Consider the following 23,024-nt stretch of genomic DNA (forward strand, 5'->3'; position numbering starts at 1 on the left):
TTCCAATTCTCTCTATCTCGTCAAACCGTTAGAATACTCTATCCGATAGCGGAGTTGATGGCCGCTGCGATTGCAGAATCGCTTATGGGCTTGCGCACGATGGTTATGTCGCGAAGCTTTTCGGGGATGAGCACCCTGTCGCTATAGCCCGTCGTAAAAAGAAAAGGGATTTTCAGCTTTAGAAGCAATTCGGCGATATTCTCCGAAGTACGGTCTCCCAGATTAAAATCGAGGATTGCAAGGTTGGGTTTGGATCGTTCAATCATCTCAAATGCCTCTGGCGCACTGGAGGCAAGATGAATATGTTCGGCGCCCAATTTTCGTAAGGTGTTTTCCATATCAAGGGCGATCAGGCTCTGATCTTCGACAACCAGAATCTTCATTCCATTCATGTGGGTTTTCTCGACAACGTCTTTTGGAATATCTGCCGTTATTGCTTCATCGCTGAATTGCGACACATATAGAGATGGAACAGAAAACTGCGCTTGAAGCCCATCGCGATGGTATTCGATCCTGGCTTTACCCCGGAGGTCGTATTCGAAAGAATTTCTTATCAGCTTGCTACCGAACCCCGTTCGTGACGGCCACGTAACGGATGGCCCATTGGCTTCGTTCCAGAATATTTCGCAATCACCGGATGCTGCCAGTTTCCAACTGATTTCCAGGCGTCCTTTCGGAACCGAAAGCGCGCCATATTTCGCAGCATTGGTCATCATCTCGTGAAAGACCATGGCGATAACGCCAAATGCTCTTTGATCGAGATGGACCGGTGGACCCTCCAGAGTTATGCGACCGGGTGTGTCACTATAAAGATTGACTTCGGTTTTGAGCAAATCTGCTAGCGAACCGCCGTTTTCGCCGTCCAAAGACTGGTCGTGTGCTGATGCGAGCGCGCGTAATCGCCCTTCAAGCGTTTGAGCGTAGTCAGCAACATTTGCAGCGTTGACTCCTGTCTGAAGCGCAATCGACTTGACCAGAGAAAGAATGTTCTTAACGCGATGATTGAGTTCGGCGTTCAACACTCGACGTCGCTGTTCGGTTTTCGCTCTTTCCTGTTCAGACAGCTCATTTTGCCGAAGGATGACGTCGCGTAAGTAAGTGCCAATCGACTGCGCTACTGAGAGATCTGTAGTGGTCCAGGGCGTTGAACGCCCGCGAACTTCTTCCCGCCAGGTGTCAAAGCTGCCTCTGGGCGTTAATCTGGAACCGAAAGGTGTTTCGACGGTGGCTTTCACCGGTTCGCCCGCCCATTCGATAGCGTGGGCTTCTTCATTGCGGAACAGAACAAGATAATCATTGAACGCCATGGAAAGTGGAATTGCGAGTATGCCTGCAACGCTTCCGGCATAGTCGGCCAAGTGGGTTCTGATTTCCTGGCTTGCCCAAAGCTCGCGCGGAGAGTCATCGCCTGCGACTTTGAGCAGTTGGCGCGTTTGATGTTCGTTGAGTGTATCGCCACTTTGAAGCCACTGCCCATTCATCCACAATGCAGCTCCGTTGCCTGCAACCAGTTCGGAAAACCGGCTGAGTTGTTCTCCCAGACTGTCGCGAATTTCATCACTGATACTCAGCTGCGATACAATAGTGTCGAGCTTGGTTCTTGCGTCGGCTGTGATCTGCAGTGTTTTTCGTCTGTCACAATCGGCGATATGTAGCGAAAAATACTGCCCGAACAGTTCAGCTCCTATACGCAGGGGAAGAGGGGTCACTTTCGGGCTGCCGTGATGACAGGAAATCAGGCCCCATAGTTCACCATCAACAACAATCGAAATCGACAAAGAAGCGGAGACACCCATATTCTGCAGGTATTGGCAATGGATCGGGGAAACACTGCGCAACTGTGCAAAGGACATGTCGACAGCAGGTTCATCTGCTGCAAGTGAGGGACAAAGTGCAACGGGCTGATAGGATGTGTCGGAAATCATCCTGATTGTATTGACAAGATAGAGACGTCGAGCCTGGAGGGGTATATCCGATGCAGGAAAATGTTGTCCCATGAAGCTGCCAAGCGTGGGTGATTTTGCCTCCGCGATGACGCGACCTGCTCCGTTATGGAGAAATTGATAAATCATCACGCGGTCGTAACCCAGCATGGCCCTGACGAGGCGCGCGCCCGTTGCAGCGACCCTCTCTACTGTTTCCTCGCGACCAATGCGATGGATGACGCTACGCGTGAGATCAAGTGCCTGACGAGCACTTTGCCCTCGATCCGCGCAAGGCTCTATTTCGACGAAAGTCTTTCCCAGATGCGTGTGGATTACAGCGTCAAAAAGCGTGGATTTGCCTGGAAAGCGAAGCCCAAGTACCACAGACGATAAGCCCGGCTCTCTCGCTTTGGCGGCGGCGTTACGGAAATCATGCGCATTTTTCTCGCCAACAATCAAAGAAATGGCGGTGCCAGGGATCAAATCCCCTCTATAGCCCGTTATGCATGGAATATTAGCAGAAGCAAAAAGGAGATTTTGGCCAGACTGATCCATAACGAGCATTGCGCCGTGCGGTTGGATCGAACCTGGGATGTGGATTGGTTCGCGATCACAATTGGTGAGATTGACAGGTTCGGACACATCCATTGCGGCAGAACTTTCCCGGACTTAACCGTTCGTGAGCGCACCTTTTGCAGGATTGCTAAACTATCTGAGAGCTGAAAACGGCAAGACGTTGAGACCGCTGACAAACGAAAATATCCGTTGAGATTGTATTATCAACGATGGAGCACACAAACAAACCCGTCTTTTCAATGGGTTACGTTAATTACGTCTAAAAGTAACATAGACCGAAAGGATCGTCCGTCCACTATTGGACACAACGGCCGCGAAAAGAGGAACTCGACTGTATGAATTTAACATCGACCCACGAGATGTCGGGCAATTTGCTTCTGATGATGCTCAATGAGGAAGACCGACAAAAGCTGCTGCCCCATACGGTCTTCTACGAACTTGAGGCGGAGGCTGTTTTGCAGAAGGCCGGAGACGATGTTGTTCACACCTGGTTTCCGTGCGGATCCGCGTTGGCGAGTTTTCAGCGCTGGGTCGATGAAGACAACAGCGCTGTCGAGATTGCGTTGATCGGAAGGGAAGGGGCTGTAGGAGGTATTGTGTCGAACGGGAGTTTACCCGCCTATGCCACCGCCATCGTTCGCAACTCGGGAAGTTTTGTCAGGATAAAAACGGCTGCGCTCGAACAGTTGAAGCTGGATTCCATTTCGCTTCGGCACTGGTTTGCGCGCTATTCTGATTGCCTGATGGCTCAGGTATTTCAAACGGCCGCGTGTAACGCGACCCATACGATAACACAGCGAACGGCCAAATGGCTGCTATCAGCGGCAGAACGAACCGGCACAGATCAGTTTGAGATGACGCATGATCAGTTGTCGGAAATGCTTGGAGTCGGCAGGACATTTGTAACGCGCATTATCGGTCAATTGCGCAATGAGGGCATCATTGTCACCAGGCGCGGGTTATTTATCATAAAAGACAAGAGCGCTTTGAAGCGCAAGTCGTGCAAGTGCACACAGGAAATAGAAGAGCATTACGATGCCGTAATGCACGGAATCTATTCATAACGATATTATGTGGTCTTGGCCCGTGTAACGAACTATGGAAAGTTTGCTAATGAATCAACGCACCGTCCTGCAACGTCGTTGGGATTTGAAGGCGGCTACCGCACCCTACCACGAACGGATTGACAGGCTTGGTTTGTTATATGGCATGTTCAATTCGTTGGACGCCTACCGGAAATATCTGAAAGCCACCTGGCGCAGCAGATTGACACTGGAAACATTGCTGGATGTCAGTGACCTGAGACGGGTATTCTCAGATTGGGACAATCATAAAATTCAATCTGAACTTCAAATGGATTATGCGGACCTGTCGGACGGGGAAGAACTGAAGAAGCCGGAATTGCAGTTCGACGCAGGGGCGCCTGTCGATCTGCCTTCAGCGATTGGTACGCTATACGTGCTTGAAGGTTCCGCTTTGGGGGCAACAGTGCTCATCCAGAAGGCGCGATTGCTTGGTCTCGACGCCGGGTACGGTGCGCGACACCTGGCAAAGCAGGTCGGAAATCTGGCCGGTTGGAAGAAGACTGTTTCTTTGCTTGAAACCATGTCGCTCGACAAAAAAGATGAAGAACGGTGCATCGAAGCCGCGATTGACAGCTTTCGCACGTTTGAGATCAATTACGAGAAAGCGTTTGGTGAGCCATAAGATCGCGAGCAAAATAAGAGCTTGCTGGGCTGTTATGAATTCACTCAGCTGATGCATGATTTATTGCTGAAAAGGCAGAGTTCCAGAGTGCTGCTTGTGATGACGCCCTACATTTGAAATCTGGTGTGATCCAGATTAAATCTGTTTGCGTATAATGCTGATGAACACAAAAGTTTCGTTCCTCTCGCAACAGTGGCACATGGAAGCTCAGCGTAATTTACAGGTTCTGGCTTCGCTACATCTGAGCGGATGGGGTTTAATACGGATGAATGGACAGACCGCACCTGAAGATCAGCCCTCAATGGAGGAATTGATGCTGGCGGTCCGTTCCCGACGCGACGTGGACGCTTTCGAGGTGATTTTCAAGCATTTCGCACCCCGGGTGAAGGCTTATATGGCCAAACTGTCTGCTGATACGCAAACAGCGGAAGAATTAATGCAAGAGACCATGATTGCAGTCTGGAACAAGGCAGATCAGTTCGATGTTGCCAAAGGAGCCTTGTCCACCTGGATTTTCACCATCGCACGAAACCAGCGCATCGATGCGGTGCGACGCGCCCGGCGCCCGGAGTTCGACCCAACCGATCCGGCCTTTGTGCCGGATGAGGAACAGCCCGCTGACATGAGGATTGCCGAGCGGCAATCCGCCAGCCAGTTGCGCGCGGCAATGGCTGACTTGCCGAAGGAGCAATCCACCTTGCTTGAACTCGCTTATTTCGAGGAAAGCACGCATAGCGCCATCGCAAAGAAGCTGAACCTCCCGCTCGGCACGGTTAAATCCCGCCTGCGGCTGGCATTCAACAAATTGCGCGCAGCGCTCGATAATTCGGGAGCGCACTGATGGATATCAAGCATCATCTGAGCGACGAACTCCTTTCAAGCTATGCTGCAGGCACGTTGGCCGAGGGTTGGAGCATCGCAGTCGCCACTCATCTTGCGCTCTGCCCGGCCTGCCGTTCAAGGCTCAAGCAGTTTGAACAGATTGGCGGGCAGCTTCTTGACGCGGTTGAGCCGCAGAAACTCGAAGCATCCACATGGGATAGTTTCAAAGACAGGTTGCAGAAGACACTGCAATCAACAGAACATTCGGCACCGCGCTTCGAGATAAAGCAGCCTGCCGTGATACCGGAACCGCTGCGATCCTATGTCGGTGGCGATTTGCCGGACCTGAAATGGAAATCGCTTGGCCGGGGCGCCTATCAGGTGCCAATCGAGACCGGCGACAGCGAAACGCAGGTTCGCCTTTTGCAAATTCCCGCGGGGAAGCCAGTGCCAGAACATGGGCATGGCGGCCGCGAGCTGACATTGGTGTTGAGCGGCAGTTTCCATGATGGAACCGGGCTTTTTGCACGCGGTGATATTGAGGAAGCGGATGCTGATCTCGTGCATCAGCCGATTGCCTCACCGGAAGGCGATTGCATTTGTCTTGCGGTGACTGACGCACCGCTCAAATTCCAGAGCTGGCTTATGCGGCTCGTGCAGCCATTGATCGGCATCTAATGAAAAAGGCGGCATATTTGCCGCCTGTTTCATGAGTTCAACACGACAATTGCCGCATTCAACGCTGTCGCCAGCGATAGCCATATGAGATAAGGCACGAATAGCAGCGCCGAGATGCGATCTGGTTGCCATGCGCGCATGATAAACAAAAGTACGCAAAGCCAGACGCCGATGATTACGACAAGCCCCAGCACGGTCATATGAGCGCCGAAGAAAATCGGCGTCCAGATGAAGTTCAATACCATCTGGCCAAACCACGGTCCGCGCCGCTTCCACCCGCTATCACTTATCCATGTGCGCCAGCCCGTAATGGCAATGAAGATATAAAGTATCGTCCAGATGGGGCCAAAGGCTGCCTTAGGCGGGGTAAACCAAGGCTTTTGAAGCGCTGCATACCATTCGCCCGGCGGGAAACCGATGCCGATTGCCATTCCTACAACAATGATGACAAAGACGAAGACGGCCAGAAGACCCCATTTTTGCATATGCTTACTCCAACCTAGCCGCTGATCCGCGACGTAACCCAATAGCCAATATAGGCTGACGCGGCAGACAGGACAGTGCCCCAGACCACGTCTGCGATTGTCAGGGTCCATGACCAGTTTTTCAAAGTGGCCTGATTGGTCAGATCATAAGTCGCATAAGCGACGAATCCGAGAAGCGCCCCGTGAACGAGCGTGACTGTACCACTACCGGCCAGAAGTCCGGGCTTGACCGCAAAGAAAACCAGTCCAAACACGAAAATCACATAGAAAACGACAGCTGGCGCGAGACGAAAACTCGGTGCAAGCATGTCGCCCATGACAGGGCGGTAAAACACGTTCGCCATGTTGGATAGCCACACGGAGTCGATTGCCAAAAATGCAACCGCTGTCACCACATAGGCTATGAGATAATCTTTCATCGATAACTCGCTCTCTTACTTGATGCGGGTCCAGCCCACATTGCGACACAGGAGGCCCGCCAGAACGCAGCCATTGGTCGTCATAGTGTCGCCGTCGACTTTCACGCTGATCTTGTAGGTCAGGTTGCGTTGCGGATCGAAAGCCGTACCTGAATATCGCCCGTCCGCAGTTTCGTTGATGCTCATCACCAAGCGGTCGCCGGTTTTCTCTTTTGGTGTTCCGGGCTTGATCCAGGTGTTGGTCGCGCAGATATCCTTGCCGCATCCGGCAACTCTCACCCGCGCATTGCCATCTCCGCGCGCCCAGTTACCGTTGATCTCAGCCGCCTGCGCCGAGAAGGGAAACAACACCGTCATCATGCCGACCGTCAGTATCCATTTCATCGACGCTTCCTCCGTCAGTCGGTGTGGAGCCTAAGCATGTTCAATCGTGTAGAGCCCAACATTGATTGCACCTTCCTCGAACCCACCTTCGCAATAGCAAAGGTAGTATTCCCAAAGCCGCCGGAATTTATCGTCAAAGCCAAGCTTCTCGATTTCGGGCCAGTTGGCGATAAAGCGCTGACGCCATTCGGCAAGCGTAAGAGCATAGGAATGGCCGAAATGCTCGGTCTCCTTTAGAACCAGACCGGCCTTCGCAAGGTCGCGCTCAAGCACTTTATCTGACGGCAGAAAGCCGCCCGGAAAGATGAATTTCTGGATGAAATCGGCCTTGCGGCGATAATTTTCGTAGCGCGTTTCTTCTATTGAAATGACCTGCAGGACTGCTCTGCCGCCGGGCTTGAGACAGCGCTTCAGGGTTGCGAAATAATCCGGCCAATAGGCTTCGCCGACAGCCTCAAACATTTCAATTGATACAATGCGGTCGAACTGGCCCTGAACATCGCGGTAATCCTGCAAGCGAAGGTCAACGGCATCGCTCAGTCCCACGTTTTCAACGACGGCTTTTGCCCAGGTGAGCTGCGATGGCGACAGGGTTATTCCTTTCACATGGGCATTGCGATAGTTTGCGAGATAGCCCGCCAGGGCACCCCAACCGCAACCGATTTCAAGAATTTTCTCGCCGCCCTCAAGCGCCAGTTTTTCAGCGATATACTGCAACTTCTGCTCCTGCGCACTTTCAAGGCTATGCGTCGTTTCGTTCCAGATCGCAGATGAATAAAGCATCGAAGGGTCGAGCCATCGGGCATAGAAATCATTGCCGAGATCGTAGTGGGCTTCGATGTTGCGCCGGCTGCCGCGGCGCGTGTTTGCATTGAGCAGGTGGCTGATACGGTTCAGCGCCCGCATCCAGCCAGATCCGCGTAATGTGGATGTCAGCGTATCGCTATTGCGCGCCGCAAAGCGGATGACCGATGTGAGATGGGGCGATGTCCATTCGCCTTCGATATAGGCCTGCGCAAAGCCAATATCCCCGCCCGTCAGCAGGCGACGCAGGCTGTTCCATTTGACGATTGCAATTTTGGCTTCCGGTCCGGGCAATCGACCATTAACGGCAATGACCTCACCGCCGGGCAGCGAAAGTACCAATCGCCCATGCTGGACCTGCTTCAGCAGCCGTTTCAACACGATAGCCGAAGGGCTGAAAGCTGGTCGTTCAGTCCGGCTTGACGCCGATAGTTGATGATATTCGTCGAGCTGGCTCATGCGGCCTTGTTCCTCTGCTGGGCGGTCTCGTTACGAACAGATGTGATGGAAATCTTGGGCGCTGCAGGTCGTTTGCGTAAACTGATACCCTTCAACCATATTTTCAGCGCTTCCCAGTGAATGCCGCCAATCACTTTCAAGGTGAGAAACGGAATCGAAAAAAAGGCGCGTAGCAAGGCGGCGTCGCTCAGCTCAACCCGCCGCGCCAGATGGCGGGCCGTCAAAAGCAGGCCTTCATCATCAAAACTGTTGATGCGGATGGAAAGCCTGTCTGTGGGTGGCGTGACTTCAAACTCGTATCGCAGCTTCATATCCATGAAGGGCGATACGTAAAAAGCCTTGTCGCAGCTTTGTACGATGCGTCCGTTATCGCAGTTCTGGACCGGGATCATATAGCCGTGGCGCTGGCGAAAAGTGTTGTCAACTTCCCAGAGGATCGCCACGAGTTCGCCACCACAATTATAGCAGAAGAAAACACTGAGCGGGTTGAAAGCCCAGCCCGCAATACGCGGCATTGTGAGCAGGCGGATTGCACCGCCATCAGGTACTATTCCGGCTGCCTCCATGGCGCGTTCCACCTGCTCGCGCAGCGGCAGAGCCGATCCATCGCCTCTGTCTTTCCTGTAGAAAGAAAACAGGTTGAAACGGTCGAGAGAAAACAGTTTCAACTTGCGATCAAGGGCTTCCAGCTCGTCCAGATCGAGCAGGAGCGAGTAGATTTTATAGGCCAGTTTGTGAACCTTCGGTCGCAAACGCGCATGGGTCACATGACCGGGAAACAGTGCCGAGTGGAAGCCTTTGCTCATGCCAGCGCTCTTTCCCGGATATGCAAAGTCTGGCGAACGATGCGCCCACTTTCCTGCTCGACCTGCCATGGGCGGCGTAGACCGCCCAGATCTTCTGCCACGGCAAGACCGGCCTGAAGCCCGTCCTCATGAAAGCCAGAGCCGAAATGCGCGCCGCAAAACCATGTTCGGCGGCGCCCCTGCAATGACCAGATTTCCTTCTGCGCACGATCTGTCGCCATGTCGAAAATCGGATGTTCATAAATCTCGCGACGGATCGCCAGTTCCTCGCGCGGTGCGCGACAAGGATTGAGCGTAACAAAAGTCTCAGGCGCGTTGCCCAGCGGTTGCAGGCGGTTCATCCAGTAAGTGATGGATGGCTGCGCCGGGCCAGTGGCTGCATTGGTAAGGTAATTCCAGCTCGACCACGCCGCGCGGCGTTTGGGCATCAGCGACGCATCGCTGTGCAACACCGCTTCATTACGTAAATATTGAAACGCGCCGAGAATGCGGCTTTCATCTGCGCTCGGATCGGCCAACATTCGCAAAGCCTGATCCGCATGCGTGGCAATCACAACATCGTCGAACATATGAGTAATACCGTTTTCGTCGATCAACTCGACAGAATGCTCGGAACGTCGCACGGATTTGATCGGTGTTGAGAGCCTGATCCGGTCTGCATAGGGCTTGGTGATCCGCCTTAGATATTCTCGGCTGCCGCCGGTTACCGTGCGCCAGATTGGCCTGTCACGAAGAGCAAGAAGACCGTGATTGCAGCAGAAGCGGACGAAGCTTGCAGCCGGATATCGCCCCACTTCCATGGCGGGGGTGGACCAGATCGCTGCCGCCATCGGATAAAGATGATCTTCACGAAAAGCCCGGCCATAACCATTGCGTGCAAGATAATCATCAAGCGAAATACCGCCCATGATACTCAGGTCTTTGGGTGCATTGCGATAAAATCGCAACAGATCGCGGATCATCGACCAGAAGCGCGGGCTGACCAGATTGGAGCGCTGGGCAAAGAGGCCGAGGCCGGTACCGCCGGAATATTCGTAAGCGCCATTTCCGACTGAAACGGCAAACGACATGTTCGACGCGGCGGTTGGAACGTCAAGCGCGCGAAACAGGGCAGTCAGATTGGGATAGGTCACTTCATTATAGACAATGAACCCGGTATCGACGGCCACAGGACCGTGACCGCTCTCAAATTCGACAGTGTTGCTATGGCCGCCGATGCGGTCCGATGCTTCAAATAAAGTCACATCGTGGCTTTGCGAAAGCAGCCATGCAGCAGACAATCCGGAAATCCCGCTCCCGATAATCGCGACGTTGAGACGTTTAGGGCTGCCCGGACTGTTCGTGATATCCATAGTCCCTCTCTTCACCGCACGTTGAGCTGCGTGTGTGCTGCATTTTCATCGTTTTACGTTTTGAGAAGAAGTTTGGTTCAATCGGCGACTTATTTTTTTAATTTTTTTGCGTCGCTTAAGAAACCAACCGGTCAAACGGAACGTATTGCATAAGGAAAAGCGAGCTCTCCACTAAAGGTCCGCCATGCAACCCGGTCTGCTTTTAATTGTTGCCATTAGTCTGTCTGCCATCATGGCATTTGCCTGGGCGCTTGAACGAAAGACCGACAAAAGCGGCTGGATCGATGCCATCTGGTCGTTTTCGGTGGGGACGGGCTCAGTCATAGCCGTCATGCTTGCAGATGCGACCTGGCAACGACGTTCAGCGATACTGATCCTCATTCTGGCATGGTCGCTTCGCCTTGGCATTCACATCGCCAAGCGCAGCATGGGCCATGGTGAAGACCCTCGTTATGCAAGGCTGATAAAAGAATGGGGCGAAAACGCTTCCGTTCGCCTCTTCTGGTTTTTGCAGATACAGGCTCTCGCAGCCTTCATTCTGGTTCTGGTAGTCTATATCGCAGCTGTAAGTCGCCCCGGCTTTCCATATTTCTGGGATATGGTCGGGATCGCAATCGTCGCCATAGCACTGACGGGGGAAGCGCTATCTGACGCGCAGCTTGCTAAGTTTCGCAAAACCTTAGAAGCCAAAACTGAAATTTGTGAAACCGGTTTTTGGGCCTATTCCAGACATCCAAACTACTTCTTTGAATGGCTGTTCTGGTGTGCGTGGCCGCTGATGGCAATCACCGCATCGTCATGGAGCTGGTTGTCGCTGCTTGCTCCGATCCAGATGTATTGGCTGCTGGTGCATGTCTCCGGCATTCCCCCGCTTGAAGAGCACATGCTGAAATCGCGCGGTGAAAAATTCCGCGCCCTGCAACATCGCGTCAATGCATTCTTTCTCGGGCCGCGGAAAGGCAATGGAAGATCAAGGGGATCGATATGAATATGGTGGCCTCTGCGTGTCCGAAAATACGTTTTGCAACACATAAACCAAGGATTATTGAATGACCGCGAAAGCGCTTGTCTGGTTGCGCAACGATCTGCGCCTTGCTGACAATCCTGCCCTTCATGCCGCGTCTAAGCTGGGGGGCGCGGTCACGGCACTTTTCGTACATGAAACCAATCCACAATTGCGTGCACCCGGCGGTGCCGTCCGTTGGTGGCTGGAGCAGAGCTTGAACTTGCTCGAGAAAAGCCTCAACGAACGAAATGTCGAATTGATTGTTGCTGATGGCGAAGCGCTCAATATCATTGAACAGTTAATCGAGGAAAACGGTTTTGATACGATTTTCTGGAACCGCCGTTATGCTCCCCAGGAGCGTGAAGTCGATGCGCTCATCAAATCCATTTTAAAGGACAAAGGATTGCACGTGATGTCCTTCGCGGGCAATCTGCTGGTGGAACCCTGGGAGATTAAAACCGGCAACGGCAGTTCTTATCAAGTTTTTACACCATATGCCAAATCGCTGCGCAGGCACGGCGTGAGCAAACCACTACCCTCACAAGACCGGTTGGTCGAGCTATCGACCGTCAAACACAAGCCCAAGCGACAAATCTACAAAGAGGCAATCTGGTCAAGAAAGATGAGCGGTCTTTGGCAGATAGGTGAAGCGGCTGCCATTGACCAGCTATATCATTTCTTTGATGCAACTATCCGCAACTATGCCGGGGATCGCGATCGTCCCGACCTTGAAGGCACATCAAAACTGTCGCCCCATCTTCGCTTTGGCGAAATGAGTCCAAGACAAGCATGGCATGCTACGCTTTCGCTCATGGATCAGGATCAAAGCACCCAAGCTGGCGGTGAAAAATTTCTTTCTGAGCTGATCTGGCGCGATTTCCATTATCATCAGCTCTATTATCGTCCTGATATTGCTGAAAACGACATGCGCGACACATTGGCTGATATCCGTTGGCACAACGATTCAGAGATGTTTGATGTCTGGAAAACGGGCAAAACCGGCATCCCATTGATTGATGCCGGCATGCGTCAGCTTTGGGCGACAGGCTGGATGCACAACCGTGTGAGAATGCTGGTGGCTTCGGTTTTAAGCAAGAACATGCAGATCGACTGGCGTGAGGGCGAGAAATGGTTCTGGGATACGTTGGTGGACGCGGATATTGCCAGCAATCCGGGGAGCTGGCAGTGGGTAGCTGGTTGTGGCATGGATGCTGCGCCTTACTTTCGTGTGTTTAATCCGGTCTTGCAGGGCGACAAGTTCGATACCCATGGCGTCTATGTACGCAAATGGGTGCCCGAGATCGCCGCACTACCGGACCGCTGGATTCACAAGCCATTTGCAGCGCCCGAGGCTGTTTTGCGAGAAGCCGGGATTGTTTTGGGAAAAACTTACCCACTTCCCGCATTCACCGCACCTAAGGCCAATTAATGGTCTGTTTCCAACATTTGCATCCCTCGGTTCAAGCGCTGAGCAAATGCTGGAAACATAGAGACCACTAGCGCTTTAACCTGCGTCCGAAATTGATAGTATTTTGAACTGGACAGTAAGTTCTTGCGTCGCGGCAGAAGACCGCTTCGAGCATTGAAAAACGTTAACCAACAGCACGCTATCCAAGTATCACCACCGCTTAAATACGGCACCTGCCGTATATCATTCTACTTCAGCGAAGCCTAAATCTCTCAGCGTTTTGTCGATGGGGGAGGAACCATCATGATGTCGCTGGAGTTATTGATACCGTTTGCCGTCGCAACGCTGACATTTGCATGTATACCTGGGCCTGCAATACTCTACATGACTGCGCAAACCCTTGCACACGGTCGCAATGCTGGTCTGATGGCTGCTCTCGGCGTTCATCTTGGCTGCTATGTCCATATTGCGGCGGCTACGATCGGTCTTGCCTCGTTGATAGAGCATGCTCCGACCGTTTATGTGATCATAAGATTTGCCGGTGCCGCTTATCTTGTCTGGCTGGGGCTCGTCATATTCTTTGATTGGAACAAGGCGAGCGATCATATCAGCAGCCCGGTATCAAAGACGTTTCGGGATAGCATCGTTGTCGAGGTTCTCAATCCCAAGACGGCGCTATTTTTTGTGACCTTTCTCCCGCAATTTGTACAACCGACAGCCGAAATCCCACTCTGGCTCCAGTTCCTCGTTCTGGGCGTTGTGGTGAACCTGATTTTCTCAATAGCCGATGTTGCGGCGGTGGCTGTCGCCTCATTCGCTTTTGGTCGGTTCAACAGCGATAGATCGGGTTGGCTCGTGCCAAAGACTTGCGGCACCATTCTGATGGGATTGGGTGCAGCGCTTGTCAGCCATCACTTTTAGCGACAGCACGTCGCAGATGTGTGGGCTGCAGGTGTCCCGATTGTTAAAGATACAGCCCTGATCGAAGTGGGTCTCCTTCGGAGCGGGTTGTTGTTATGCCTTTGATCTGAATGTCCGATTTTGCCGATCTAGCACTGCGAAGCTGGCTGTCGTCGGCAAGCGACCCATACCGGACATTCCAGATTAGGCCTCATTGTGGTCGCTCAGAATTGCCAAAGGTCAATCTCAGATAGCCATTTAATCAATATTTTGTTCGGGCAATACGAAGAGCGATGGTATTTCAATCGGCATCATAGTGCTGTAGCGATCAACTCACTACCTAATTTTAAATGCATCCTGTCAACTGGCGAGATAATCCGGAAACCGTCGCATCAATGTCTGAAGCTCCCACAACACAGTCCTCATCTGATCGACTTGAAGCACTGAATATCAATGTTTCCTATGGCGACAGGCAGATCATCGAGGATTTGTCGTTGCGCGTTCCTGATGGAAAGTTCACAGTCATCGTCGGACCCAATGCCTGTGGCAAGTCAACGCTGTTGCGTACGCTCGCCCGAATTATCAGGCCGGACAAGGGTTCGGTGATACTGGATGGCAAGCAGATAGAGCGCGTCCCCGCCCGTGAAGTTGCGCGTATTTTGGGGCTTCTGCCGCAGAGTTCCATTGCTCCGAATGGAATTGCGGTTGCCGACCTCGTTGCCCGCGGACGTTATCCGCATCAGACTTTCTTGCAACGTTGGACCGTGGCGGACGAAAAAGCGGTCAATTGGGCGATGCAAACAGCTCGGGTCGACGATCTCGCTGCGCGTGCCGTAGATGAATTGTCCGGCGGACAGCGCCAGCGCGTCTGGATAGCGATGGTTCTGGCGCAGGAAACGCCGTTGCTTCTGCTTGATGAACCAACGACGTTTCTCGACATCTCGCATCAGATCGAACTTCTGAACCTGCTGCGTAATCTTAATCGCAGACAGGGTAATACGATTGTGGCTGTCCTGCATGATCTCAATCAGGCGTGCCGTTATGCTGACCACATCGTCGCCATGCGGCAAGGACATATTGTTGCCGAGGGCAATCCGCGCGACATCATGACTGCGGAACTGGTGGAAACGGTTTTTGGCCTGCCTTGTGTGGTTATTGACGATCCGATAACCGGTGATCCCATGGTGGTTCCGTTGGACGATGCGAGAGATGATTAAATCCGTCGGGATCGTGTCAGGTACCAGATGAGATAGAGCCCGCCCACAAGGCCGGTCACACGGCCCACTGGAAGGACGAGGCGGAAAGCTGCAAGCTGGATCAAAAGATCTGCAGCAATGAGTAGACAAGCCCCCATCAACGCGGCGCTGACGATTGGAATCCCATTTATCCTCGTCAGTCGGCTGACCAGTTGTGGCGCGGCAAGGGCTATGAATGCAATTGGTCCCGCTGCGGCTGTTGCGAGTCCCGCCAGCAAAACTGCACATAAGATCATCGCGAGACGGGTTCGTTCGACCCCTATCCCCAATTGCCGTGCCTGGTCGTCGCCCATTTCCATCATGGTTAGTCGCGTGGCGAAAAGGCTGATGAGCGGGATAATAAGAAGGCAGCCAGCCATGAGGGGTAAGACATGCTGCCATGTGCGACCGTTCAAAGAGCCAGCCAACCAGAGATTTGCGGTGATTGCGTTGTCCAGATCGCCTTTAACAAGCATGAGCCCGTTGAGGGCGCTCAGAGTAGCGCCAGCGCCGATACCAATCAGAACCAGCCGGTAGCCGCTTGTCGTGCCGTTTTTGAACGATAGAAGATAGACGATCCCTGCAGTTATTATACCGCCAGCGACTGCCGAGACAGCGACTGCGAGCGGGCCGCCACCCATGAAAACGATTTGCAGCAAGGCTCCCGTGGCTGCGCCCATGGTGAAGCCGATGATATCCGGCGATCCCAGCGGGTTGCGCGATACCGATTGGAATATGGCGCCTGAAACGCCGAGAGCTGCGCCGGTAAAGATGGCCGTCAATGTGCGTGGGAGGCGCAAATTGAGCAGAATCTGCTGCTGCATGGCGCTTGCATCGCTGTGACTGAACAGGATTGAAACCGCGGTTTCGACGGGAATATGGACCTTGCCGATCGTCATTGTGAAGAGGCCAGCAGCAGTGATCAGAACTGTCAACAACAGCATACAGACAACGAAGCGCGGCTTTAGGCTAAAAGACAGGCTGCGGCTGCGCCAGATCCATTCGTTCGAGCGTGTGAAACGTGACTGTTTCATAGTTGGGACATGCGATTTCGCCTGACGAGCAGGATGAAAAATGGTCCGCCGAAAAGACCGATCATGATGCCGACGCTGATCTCGCCGGGAGGTGCTATAGTGCGGCCGAGTGTATCGGCAATCGTAACCAGAATGGCGGCGACAACCATCGAATAGGGCAGGAGCCAGCGATGGCCCGGACCGGCGAGAAGCCGGGCGATATGCGGAGCCGTCAGACCGACAAAGGCGATAGGACCGGCGGCGGCGGTTGCTGCCCCTGATAGAAATATGATGGAGATTGCAGCAAGGCTCCAGACCCTGACTGGATTGGCGCCCAAGGCCTTGCTCAGGTCGCTGCCGAGTGCCGCCGTGTCCAGGGCGCTTGCGAGTGAAAATGCCAGAGCCAGGCCAATGAGCGTGAGACCGCCGACCGGAAGAAATACGGAATAGCCGCGCCCTTGCAGTGAGCCGACCGACCAGTTGCGGTATTGATCGAAGACTTGATCCGCGCTGTTGATGAGCACGATCTGGGCAATTGACATCAGGACAACGGAGACCGCGGCCCCCGCGAGAACAACGCGCAACTGACTGTCTTTTGCGCCAACATTGCCGAGCAGATAAACCGCAGTTCCGGCGAGACCAGCGCCGATGACACCGAATGCCATATAGAAAGTTACATCGCTGAAGCCGAGAAGCGTGATCGCAATGACGATTGCTACTGATGCGCCGGCATTGATGCCCAATATTCCGGGGTCAGACAGCGGATTGCGTGTCAGCGCCTGCATGACTGTTCCCGCCCCGCCGAGCGCGGCACCGACGATAATCGCCAGCAAAGTGCGCGGTATTCGCAGATTGCGCACAAGCAGATGGTCACTCGACTGCGGGTCGAAATGGAACATAGAGTCCCATGTTGTTGTAAGCGTCACCGGACGCGTACCTATTGTGAAGCCGAACAAGGCGCAGGCCACCAGAAGTACGAACAACCCCAGAAGAACAGCCAGACGACGGCCCGCCTCCGAATGGCGTCGTTCCATCGTGGACCCGGCTCCACTTCTGGCGCAGTCTGCTTTCAAAAATCAGGCTCCGAACTTCTTCACGATGTCGTCGACGATCTGTCGTGCGCTGTAATTATCGATGCGAAATGAATTGACGCCAAGACCGTAAACCTGACGGTTTTTAACTGATGGCACATTGGCAAGAAAGGGGTCATTCAGGAAAGTGGCGGCACCTGTATCATTCACGCGCAGGAGAAATGTGACGTTCGACTTCAAGTCGATGAGGTTTTCATAAGGAGCCCAAACGAAGTCTCCTCGACTTTCGGCTTGCGTATGCCAGGCCGGGTTGGGGTCTTCGATTGTAAATCCGAGTGAGGCCAGCAAAGAGGCATGAGGTCCGCCAACGCGTGCAATGGGATTGGCCTGTCCGGCCCCGTTGAAGCTGATGATATTGGCCATGCCATCCGGCAGTTTGATCTTTGCCTTGGCTGCGGCGACATAGGCGTCGAAATCGGCAATGGTTGCAGCGGCGTCCTTTTCCAACCCTGCGGCCTTGCCGAGTGTTTCGGCGAGTGCCTGCCATGTTTCGCTGCCGTCATCGACAAGAATGGTTGGCGCGATCTCACGGAATGCTGCAAGTTGATCCTTCGCCGATCCGGCGCCGCTGACTGCTACGACGATCAAGTCAGGCTGTGTAGCATAGACGGTTTCTAGATCTACCGCGCCTGCAGGCCAGGCGTTTTCCACGCCGCGTTCCTTGGCGACAGCATCCCATTGTGCGAAAAACTTGCCGTTTGCAGCAGAAGCGCTGGCAACAACGGGCGCGTCAATGGCAAGAAGTGTGCCGGTGGTTGATACAGATGTGGAGAGAATGCGCTCCGGTTTTTTCGGTATGATGGTCGTGCTACCGTCCGCGTTGATGAAGTTTCGCGGCCAGCCTTCATCTGCCCGGGCAATGCTGATCGGTGCAAGCACCATGAAGCACAGCGCGATCAACAGCGCGAGTAACTGGCGGATATCAGCAATTTTCATTTTGAAAATCTCCGGAAAAGATCGAACTGTTCGATCCCTATTAAATTGGCGGCATGTCTCGGGGGAAGTCCAAAATCCCGATTTTCTTTGTTTGGCTATCACAAAATCTCGATTGTCGGGATTAGGCTGCGTTTCATGGAGCGGGAGCAGTTGCCTGTTTGCGCAATGCGGATGGTGGATAACCAAAACGCTTTTTAAAGGCATTGGTGAAGTTTGGCAGATGGATATATCCGGCATCGAAAGCGATGTCAGAAATGGTATGGTTGCTGAATAGCAATGCTTCATGCGCCTCGTCCAGCCATCGGTAGCGGATAAACTCGTTCAGCGAACAATGATGACCCTTGCGCACCAGCCGCTGAAGTGTCGCCTGGCTCATTCCCAGCGCTCCTGACATGTCTGCCGCAGACAGATGATCATGGGCGGAATGCCTGTCGATATACTGTATCAAAGCATAAAGGCGCTGCTGTTCAAGCACAGTAAGATCGCTGGATTGGGCAACCGCTTCACTGCGATTGCTGAATGTCGTGGTCAATGCTTCCGCAATGATGGCAAGCGTGTTGCTTTCCAGGAGAAGCCCGGCAAAAGGCGGTTTACGCACGGCGACATCGAACATCTGACGGGCCAAAAATTCGACTTTCGGCCCCGGGTTCCATTGCCAGAAGCCAGTTTCTCCACTGAGCAGTGCTCTGAACCCCGCCGATACTTCCTTATTATCATTCCAACGCTGCAGCCATTCGCGCGACATGCCGATGACCATCTTGTCCAGATACTGTCCCTTTCGGGCGCGTCGGCGTAAACGCGCACCTTTTTCGTTGGAGACGATAACTGCGGAAGACTGCCACCGCCCTTTTGCAGTGCGTTTGGGCATGGGCAATGGTGTGCCGTTCAACGAGGCTTCGACATAGCCTTCAAGAAAAATATTGATGCAAACACGCGCGTCGAGCTCAAGCTCCATTTCGAGGTCTTCGAGCTGCATGCGACGACCGAAATTGGCATAGACGCCGCAATCCATCCGCACTTTGCCCACAACGCCGCAGCCGACAACCGCTTCCGTCTGGTCACCCGTATCGAGAAAGCGGACACCGCGCTTGCGCAAGGCGTGTCGCGTCAGAGTAGGTGTCTTATGTGCTTCCGCTGACGGAAAAACGCCGATTGTGCTGTTCACACCGGTCTCCTGCATAAGTTTATGCGTGGCAAACGTAAGCGGAGCCCCGCTTGACCTCTTATAGGAATATATGAAAGTTACAGTCAAGATTAGCGGATGCGAGAGCGATTTTCAGTCCGACCCGTTTTGGGGAAGGCAGTCTCTGCGGCGCTTGGGGGTGTTGAAATGAAGACGAAAACAATCGCAAATAAGTACCGTGTCGCCCAACTGACGTGTGTATTGCTGGGAACGACCATGTTGGCTGGGTTGGCGTTTGGCGCGCATGCTCAGGACACTGTTCAGGAAGCAGCGCAGAACGCAGTCAAGACCGAACAGGCAGCCGGTACGACGGTTCTTGCGCCGGTTGTGATCGAAGGCGCCAGTTACGAGACCGAAGGGACAGGCAGTTACGCGACCAAGATGATCAGCGTTGGCGACAAGGATACGCGCCCGCTGCGCGAAGTCCCCCAATCCACGACTGTTCTGACTCGCGAGCGTCTTGACGACGGTAGTTTCACATCGCTCGATACGGCAATGCGCAAAACGCCGGGAGTCGTCGTTCTGACGAATGATGATGGTCGTTCAAGTATTTATTCGCGTGGTTTCGAATTCGACACGATCTATATGAACGGTCTTTCGACGCCGATCCAGTCGATCTATGGCACACAGCCCGATATGGCGGTGGTTGACCATATTGAAATTCTGCGTGGCCCATCGGGTCTCTTCGGCGGAACCGGCGAGCCTGCAGGCGCAATCAACATGCGTCTCAAGCAGGCTTCCGATGAATTCAAGGCAAGCGCCAATACCATCTTCGATTCATGGAGCGGCAAGCGCATTGAAGGGGACGTCACTGGGCCACTCACTCCATCTGGCAATGTCCGTGGCCGTCTCGTCGGCGTGCTGTCGGCCAAGGATAGCTGGGTGGATGACAATGACAACAAGGTTGGCGTGCTGTACGGCACCATTCAGGCCGACCTGAATGAAAATACGACCGCAACCTTCAGCATCAACCATACCGAACGTAACATCACACCGTTTAATGGTCTTCCGACGCTCTCGGATGGAACATTGCTCGATCTCGACCGATCCACATTTACCGGTGCGGATTGGAACAATTTCGAAAGCAATGTCACTCAGTATATTGGTGAAATCGAACACCGTTTCGACGATGGCGGGCATGTCAAAGTGTCGGCACTCTATTCGCGCGTCGACACGAATTTCCTCTATGCCTATGCCGCAGGTGCGGCTAATACGTCGGGCATCGTCAGCAGTGGCACGCGCTGGTTGGCACGTGACTATCAGCAAGATTCGGTTTCGCTCGACGCGCATATCAGCCGCCCGTTCGAAATGTTCGGTCTGGAAAACAACATCATTGGTGGTGTCGATTATCGCGGTAGCAAAGACACGCTTTATTCGGCCACAGGTGTGATCTCTGGCGCTCAGAGCTTGTATAACTGGAACACCCATCTTGCCGAGCCAACGGTAAAATATGGTAGCCCGACCAAGACCGAAACCGATCAATATGGCGTTTATGGTCAGTGGCGCATCAAGCCTGTTGATAAACTGACCTTGATCGGTGGTGGTCGTTTCAGCTGGTATGATGGTCAGTCAAGCGGCGATGAAGTCAAGATCGATGGTGAGTTCACACCTTATGGCGGTGTGGTTTACGACCTGACGGATTGGCTTTCGGCCTATGGCAGTTACACGGAAATATTCCAGCCGCAATCGGTTACGGACGCAAACGGCTCGATCATCGATCCGCGCACCGGGCGTCAGTTTGAAATAGGCTTGAAGGCTGATCTGACCGATAATATCAACGCTTCGCTCGCCTGGTTCGATCTGAGCGACAAGAACCGCGCTGTCGCTGATCCAAGCAATACCAGCGACTATCTCGCGCTGGGCAAGGCGCATCTGAAGGGCGTCGAATTCGAAGTCAACGGCGAAGTCCTGCCTTATTGGGAGGTAACTGCCGGCTATACCTAAACCGACACCGTGTATGAGGATACGCAGCGCGCTGCCGGTTCGGAATTCTATACGCCGGAACATATGCTACAGCTGTTCACCAAGTATACATTTAACGGTCGTGGTGACTGGACAGATGGCATTTTCGTTGGCGGTGGCGTTAAGGTATTCTCGTCATTCAAGAATATTTCAAGAACTGCCGCTGGTGGTGCGACGACAATTGAGGCGCCGGGCTATGGTGTGGTCGACTTACAAGCGGGTTACAAGTTCAATGAACATGTGACCGCCACCCTTGCCGTCAACAATGTGTTCGACAAGAAATATTACGAACGCGTTGGTGGAACATCTGTCTTCAACTTCTATGGCGAGCCGCGCAGTGTTTCGTTCAAGTTGGGAACGACGTTCTAAGCAACGGATACAAATACCAATATAAAAAGCCCGAAACGTTGGTTCCGGGCTTTTCTTCTTTTACGTGAAGGCGCCTTCTTAGCTGAAGGCAAGCAGTTGCACGCGTCGTACGCCGTGCATCAACATATCGAAATGATCGTGATCCTTGGCAATGATCAATTGCATCTCAAGATACGGGTTTGCTTCCGCAATCCTCTGTGCCGCCTCGGTGATGTTGTCTACCATTGCGCGTCTGTCCAGATGCGCCTGCCGCTGGTCGTTCAGGGGTTGCGAGGCATATTGCTCGTCCTGGCCGACCGTAATGACCAGCTTTTCACACGCAGTGATTGCTGGGAGTGCGCGGAGACGGCGGAGCATCATCGTCTCACTGAACCATAGCGAAGGACTTGCGGCCCAATAACGCTGGAAATGACCGGGATGGTTCAACAAAACATGGATGGCAAAAAGCCCGCCATAGGAATGCCCGAAGAGTGTTTGTCGTGTGAGATCGAATGGGAATTTTGCAGCCAGAAGGGGACGCAATTCTTCGACAATGAAAGACAGGAAGTCAGAAGCATTACCGAACTCATCGGAAACACGATCGTCTGTCTCACCGTCCGGTATGGGGGTGTAGTTGCGCGCGCGCGCTGCGGGGTTGCGGAGCGGGCCGCCCGGAAAACCTATTGCGATGATCAGGCCATCGGCTGTTTCCGCACCATCGACCGGCGAGCCTGCTATAAAGTTGCGTGTGGGCCGACTGTAGGTCAGCGGAAAACTTCTTTCGGCATCCAGCATCCACAAAACCGGATATCCACTTTCCGGAGCAGGATAGTTTGGAACACGCACCAGAACTCTGTATGACTCACCAGTGTGCTTTGAGTAGAGCTCAAAGCTTTGCGATCCGGACAGATATACCGGTTGCCATTCACTGGTTTTCATTTTCATTATCCGGCTCTTTTCAACGAGATACGATAGCTGGGCTCAATTCTTATACGCATCAAAATTGTCATGATTTCAAGCGGTAACGTCACCTTGAATGCGCGAATTTTTCCGAGAGACATAATAGATGCCAAAGGCCATGCATTTTGGATATTTATTTAATAATATCAGGCAAATAGATGCCAGTAAGAACTGGTGGAGCATCCCCACGTATCTGAACCAGAATTCAACAGCATTGCCACCATTTCCTTCTGATTACGCAAGCTCGGATTATAGGCCAGTTGCCATCGCCCGCATAAAAGTATCCCTGACTTGCCGAAATGCTGCGCTATCGGTTGACTCAGAAGCCAAATGCCAAAATAATAAACATGTTAAATAAATGGGTGGAGGAACCAGAATGTTCATGACTGGATAGCGTTTCAGTTGGATCGCTTGATGACCAAGCTTCAATCGGAAGCGGGGAAACTCACAGAGGCGCGATAGCGAGAGCATGCCGTGCTGGCGTCTTAGTCAGCGCAATAGGTTTAAATATCTACAGCATCATTCTCTGATTGTGGCTGCGTTAAGCGTTTCCAACACAGGAAAA

General features: G+C 53.1%; 20 protein-coding genes and 1 pseudogene. 9 read left to right on the forward strand and 12 right to left on the reverse strand.

Going from position 1 to position 23,024, the window contains the following annotated elements; genetic code table 11:
* Positions 1-38: 38 nt before the first annotated feature.
* Positions 39-2,573 carry an HWE histidine kinase domain-containing protein gene (locus tag FHW00_RS19310; protein ID WP_078340012.1) on the reverse strand — a complete coding sequence of 845 codons (2,535 nt, stop codon included), beginning with the start codon at positions 2,571-2,573 and terminating at the stop codon, positions 39-41.
* 263 nt (positions 2,574-2,836) lie between these two features.
* Between FHW00_RS19310 and FHW00_RS19315 the strand changes: the two genes are divergently transcribed.
* The 4 genes from FHW00_RS19315 to FHW00_RS19330 all read left to right on the forward strand — a co-directional run bounded on the left by FHW00_RS19315 (position 2,837) and on the right by FHW00_RS19330 (position 5,708).
* Positions 2,837-3,565: a Crp/Fnr family transcriptional regulator gene (locus tag FHW00_RS19315; protein ID WP_078340013.1), complete on the forward strand. Its 729-nt coding sequence runs from the start codon at positions 2,837-2,839 to the stop codon at positions 3,563-3,565.
* A 49-nt stretch (positions 3,566-3,614) separates the two neighbouring features.
* Positions 3,615-4,208 carry a biliverdin-producing heme oxygenase gene (locus FHW00_RS19320; RefSeq protein ID WP_176168349.1) on the forward strand — a complete coding sequence of 198 codons (594 nt, stop codon included), beginning with the start codon at positions 3,615-3,617 and terminating at the stop codon, positions 4,206-4,208.
* 301 nt (positions 4,209-4,509) lie between these two features.
* Complete coding sequence (locus FHW00_RS19325) at positions 4,510-5,049, forward strand: sigma-70 family RNA polymerase sigma factor (RefSeq protein ID WP_078340015.1); 540 nt, start codon at positions 4,510-4,512, stop codon at positions 5,047-5,049.
* Complete coding sequence (locus tag FHW00_RS19330; protein WP_078340016.1) at positions 5,049-5,708, forward strand: ChrR family anti-sigma-E factor; 660 nt, start codon at positions 5,049-5,051, stop codon at positions 5,706-5,708. Before FHW00_RS19325 ends, FHW00_RS19330 begins: the two co-directional genes overlap by 1 nt.
* 29 nt (positions 5,709-5,737) lie before the next feature.
* Here FHW00_RS19330 and FHW00_RS19335 read toward each other — a convergent pair whose 3' ends face one another.
* Genes FHW00_RS19335 through FHW00_RS19360 form a run of 6 tightly spaced genes read right to left on the reverse strand, consistent with a single transcriptional unit; the run spans position 5,738 to position 10,417 of the window.
* Complete coding sequence (locus tag FHW00_RS19335; protein WP_078340017.1) at positions 5,738-6,193, reverse strand: TspO/MBR family protein; 456 nt, start codon at positions 6,191-6,193, stop codon at positions 5,738-5,740.
* A 14-nt stretch (positions 6,194-6,207) separates the two neighbouring features.
* Entirely contained in the window at positions 6,208-6,612 is a 405-nt protein-coding gene (locus tag FHW00_RS19340) for a DUF2177 family protein (RefSeq protein ID WP_078340018.1), read from the reverse strand.
* 15 nt (positions 6,613-6,627) lie between these two features.
* The gene (locus FHW00_RS19345; RefSeq protein ID WP_078340019.1) at positions 6,628-6,996 is read right to left on the reverse strand and encodes a DUF2147 domain-containing protein; all 369 of its coding nucleotides are present in this window, start codon (positions 6,994-6,996) and stop codon (positions 6,628-6,630) included.
* Positions 6,997-7,026: 30 nt separating this feature from the next.
* A complete protein-coding gene (locus FHW00_RS19350) occupies positions 7,027-8,259 on the reverse strand; it encodes an SAM-dependent methyltransferase (RefSeq protein ID WP_078340020.1) in 1,233 nt (410 codons plus the stop codon).
* A complete protein-coding gene (locus tag FHW00_RS19355) occupies positions 8,256-9,065 on the reverse strand; it encodes a DUF1365 domain-containing protein (protein WP_078340021.1) in 810 nt (269 codons plus the stop codon). Before FHW00_RS19355 ends, FHW00_RS19350 begins: the two co-directional genes overlap by 4 nt.
* Complete coding sequence (locus FHW00_RS19360; protein ID WP_078340022.1) at positions 9,062-10,417, reverse strand: NAD(P)/FAD-dependent oxidoreductase; 1,356 nt, start codon at positions 10,415-10,417, stop codon at positions 9,062-9,064. Before FHW00_RS19360 ends, FHW00_RS19355 begins: the two co-directional genes overlap by 4 nt.
* A 184-nt stretch (positions 10,418-10,601) precedes the next feature.
* Here FHW00_RS19360 and FHW00_RS19365 point away from each other — a divergent pair, with 184 nt between their 5' ends.
* From FHW00_RS19365 to FHW00_RS19380, 4 genes are all read left to right on the forward strand, one after another.
* Complete coding sequence (locus tag FHW00_RS19365) at positions 10,602-11,405, forward strand: DUF1295 domain-containing protein (RefSeq protein ID WP_078340023.1); 804 nt, start codon at positions 10,602-10,604, stop codon at positions 11,403-11,405.
* A 61-nt stretch (positions 11,406-11,466) separates the two neighbouring features.
* Positions 11,467-12,852, forward strand: a complete 1,386-nt coding sequence (locus FHW00_RS19370) for a cryptochrome/photolyase family protein (RefSeq protein WP_078340024.1) — start codon at positions 11,467-11,469, stop codon at positions 12,850-12,852.
* A gap of 282 nt (positions 12,853-13,134) precedes the next feature.
* Positions 13,135-13,752, forward strand: a complete 618-nt coding sequence (locus FHW00_RS19375) for a LysE family translocator (RefSeq protein ID WP_078340025.1) — start codon at positions 13,135-13,137, stop codon at positions 13,750-13,752.
* A gap of 374 nt (positions 13,753-14,126) precedes the next feature.
* Positions 14,127-14,948, forward strand: coding sequence for an ABC transporter ATP-binding protein (locus tag FHW00_RS19380; RefSeq protein WP_078340026.1), 822 nt, complete (start codon positions 14,127-14,129; stop codon positions 14,946-14,948).
* Here the strand turns inward: FHW00_RS19380 and FHW00_RS19385 are convergent.
* The 4 genes from FHW00_RS19385 to FHW00_RS19400 all read right to left on the reverse strand — a co-directional run bounded on the left by FHW00_RS19385 (position 14,945) and on the right by FHW00_RS19400 (position 18,982).
* Positions 14,945-16,000, reverse strand: coding sequence for a FecCD family ABC transporter permease (locus tag FHW00_RS19385; RefSeq protein WP_078340027.1), 1,056 nt, complete (start codon positions 15,998-16,000; stop codon positions 14,945-14,947). The genes FHW00_RS19380 and FHW00_RS19385 overlap by 4 nt on opposite strands.
* Positions 15,997-17,013 (reverse strand): FecCD family ABC transporter permease, encoded by a 1,017-nt coding sequence (locus FHW00_RS19390; RefSeq protein ID WP_078340028.1) that lies wholly within the window; start codon positions 17,011-17,013, stop codon positions 15,997-15,999. Before FHW00_RS19390 ends, FHW00_RS19385 begins: the two co-directional genes overlap by 4 nt.
* Positions 17,014-17,055: 42 nt before the next feature.
* Entirely contained in the window at positions 17,056-18,006 is a 951-nt protein-coding gene (gene fepB, locus FHW00_RS19395) for a Fe2+-enterobactin ABC transporter substrate-binding protein (protein ID WP_078340029.1), read from the reverse strand.
* A 133-nt stretch (positions 18,007-18,139) separates the two neighbouring features.
* A complete protein-coding gene (locus FHW00_RS19400) occupies positions 18,140-18,982 on the reverse strand; it encodes a helix-turn-helix domain-containing protein (RefSeq protein ID WP_176168350.1) in 843 nt (280 codons plus the stop codon).
* Positions 18,983-19,570: 588 nt separating this feature from the next.
* Between FHW00_RS19400 and FHW00_RS19405 the strand changes: the two are divergent.
* Positions 19,571-21,520: pseudogene (locus FHW00_RS19405) on the forward strand (TonB-dependent siderophore receptor).
* A 78-nt stretch (positions 21,521-21,598) separates the two neighbouring features.
* Here FHW00_RS19405 and FHW00_RS19415 read toward each other — a convergent pair.
* On the reverse strand, positions 21,599-22,444 hold the full coding sequence (locus FHW00_RS19415) for an alpha/beta hydrolase (protein WP_078340033.1): 846 nt from the start codon (positions 22,442-22,444) through the stop codon (positions 21,599-21,601).
* Positions 22,445-23,024: the final 580 nt, after the last annotated feature.

Origin of the sequence: Ochrobactrum sp. P6BSIII, from assembly GCF_014138065.1 — a bacterium.
Lineage (GTDB): Bacteria > Pseudomonadota > Alphaproteobacteria > Rhizobiales > Rhizobiaceae > Brucella.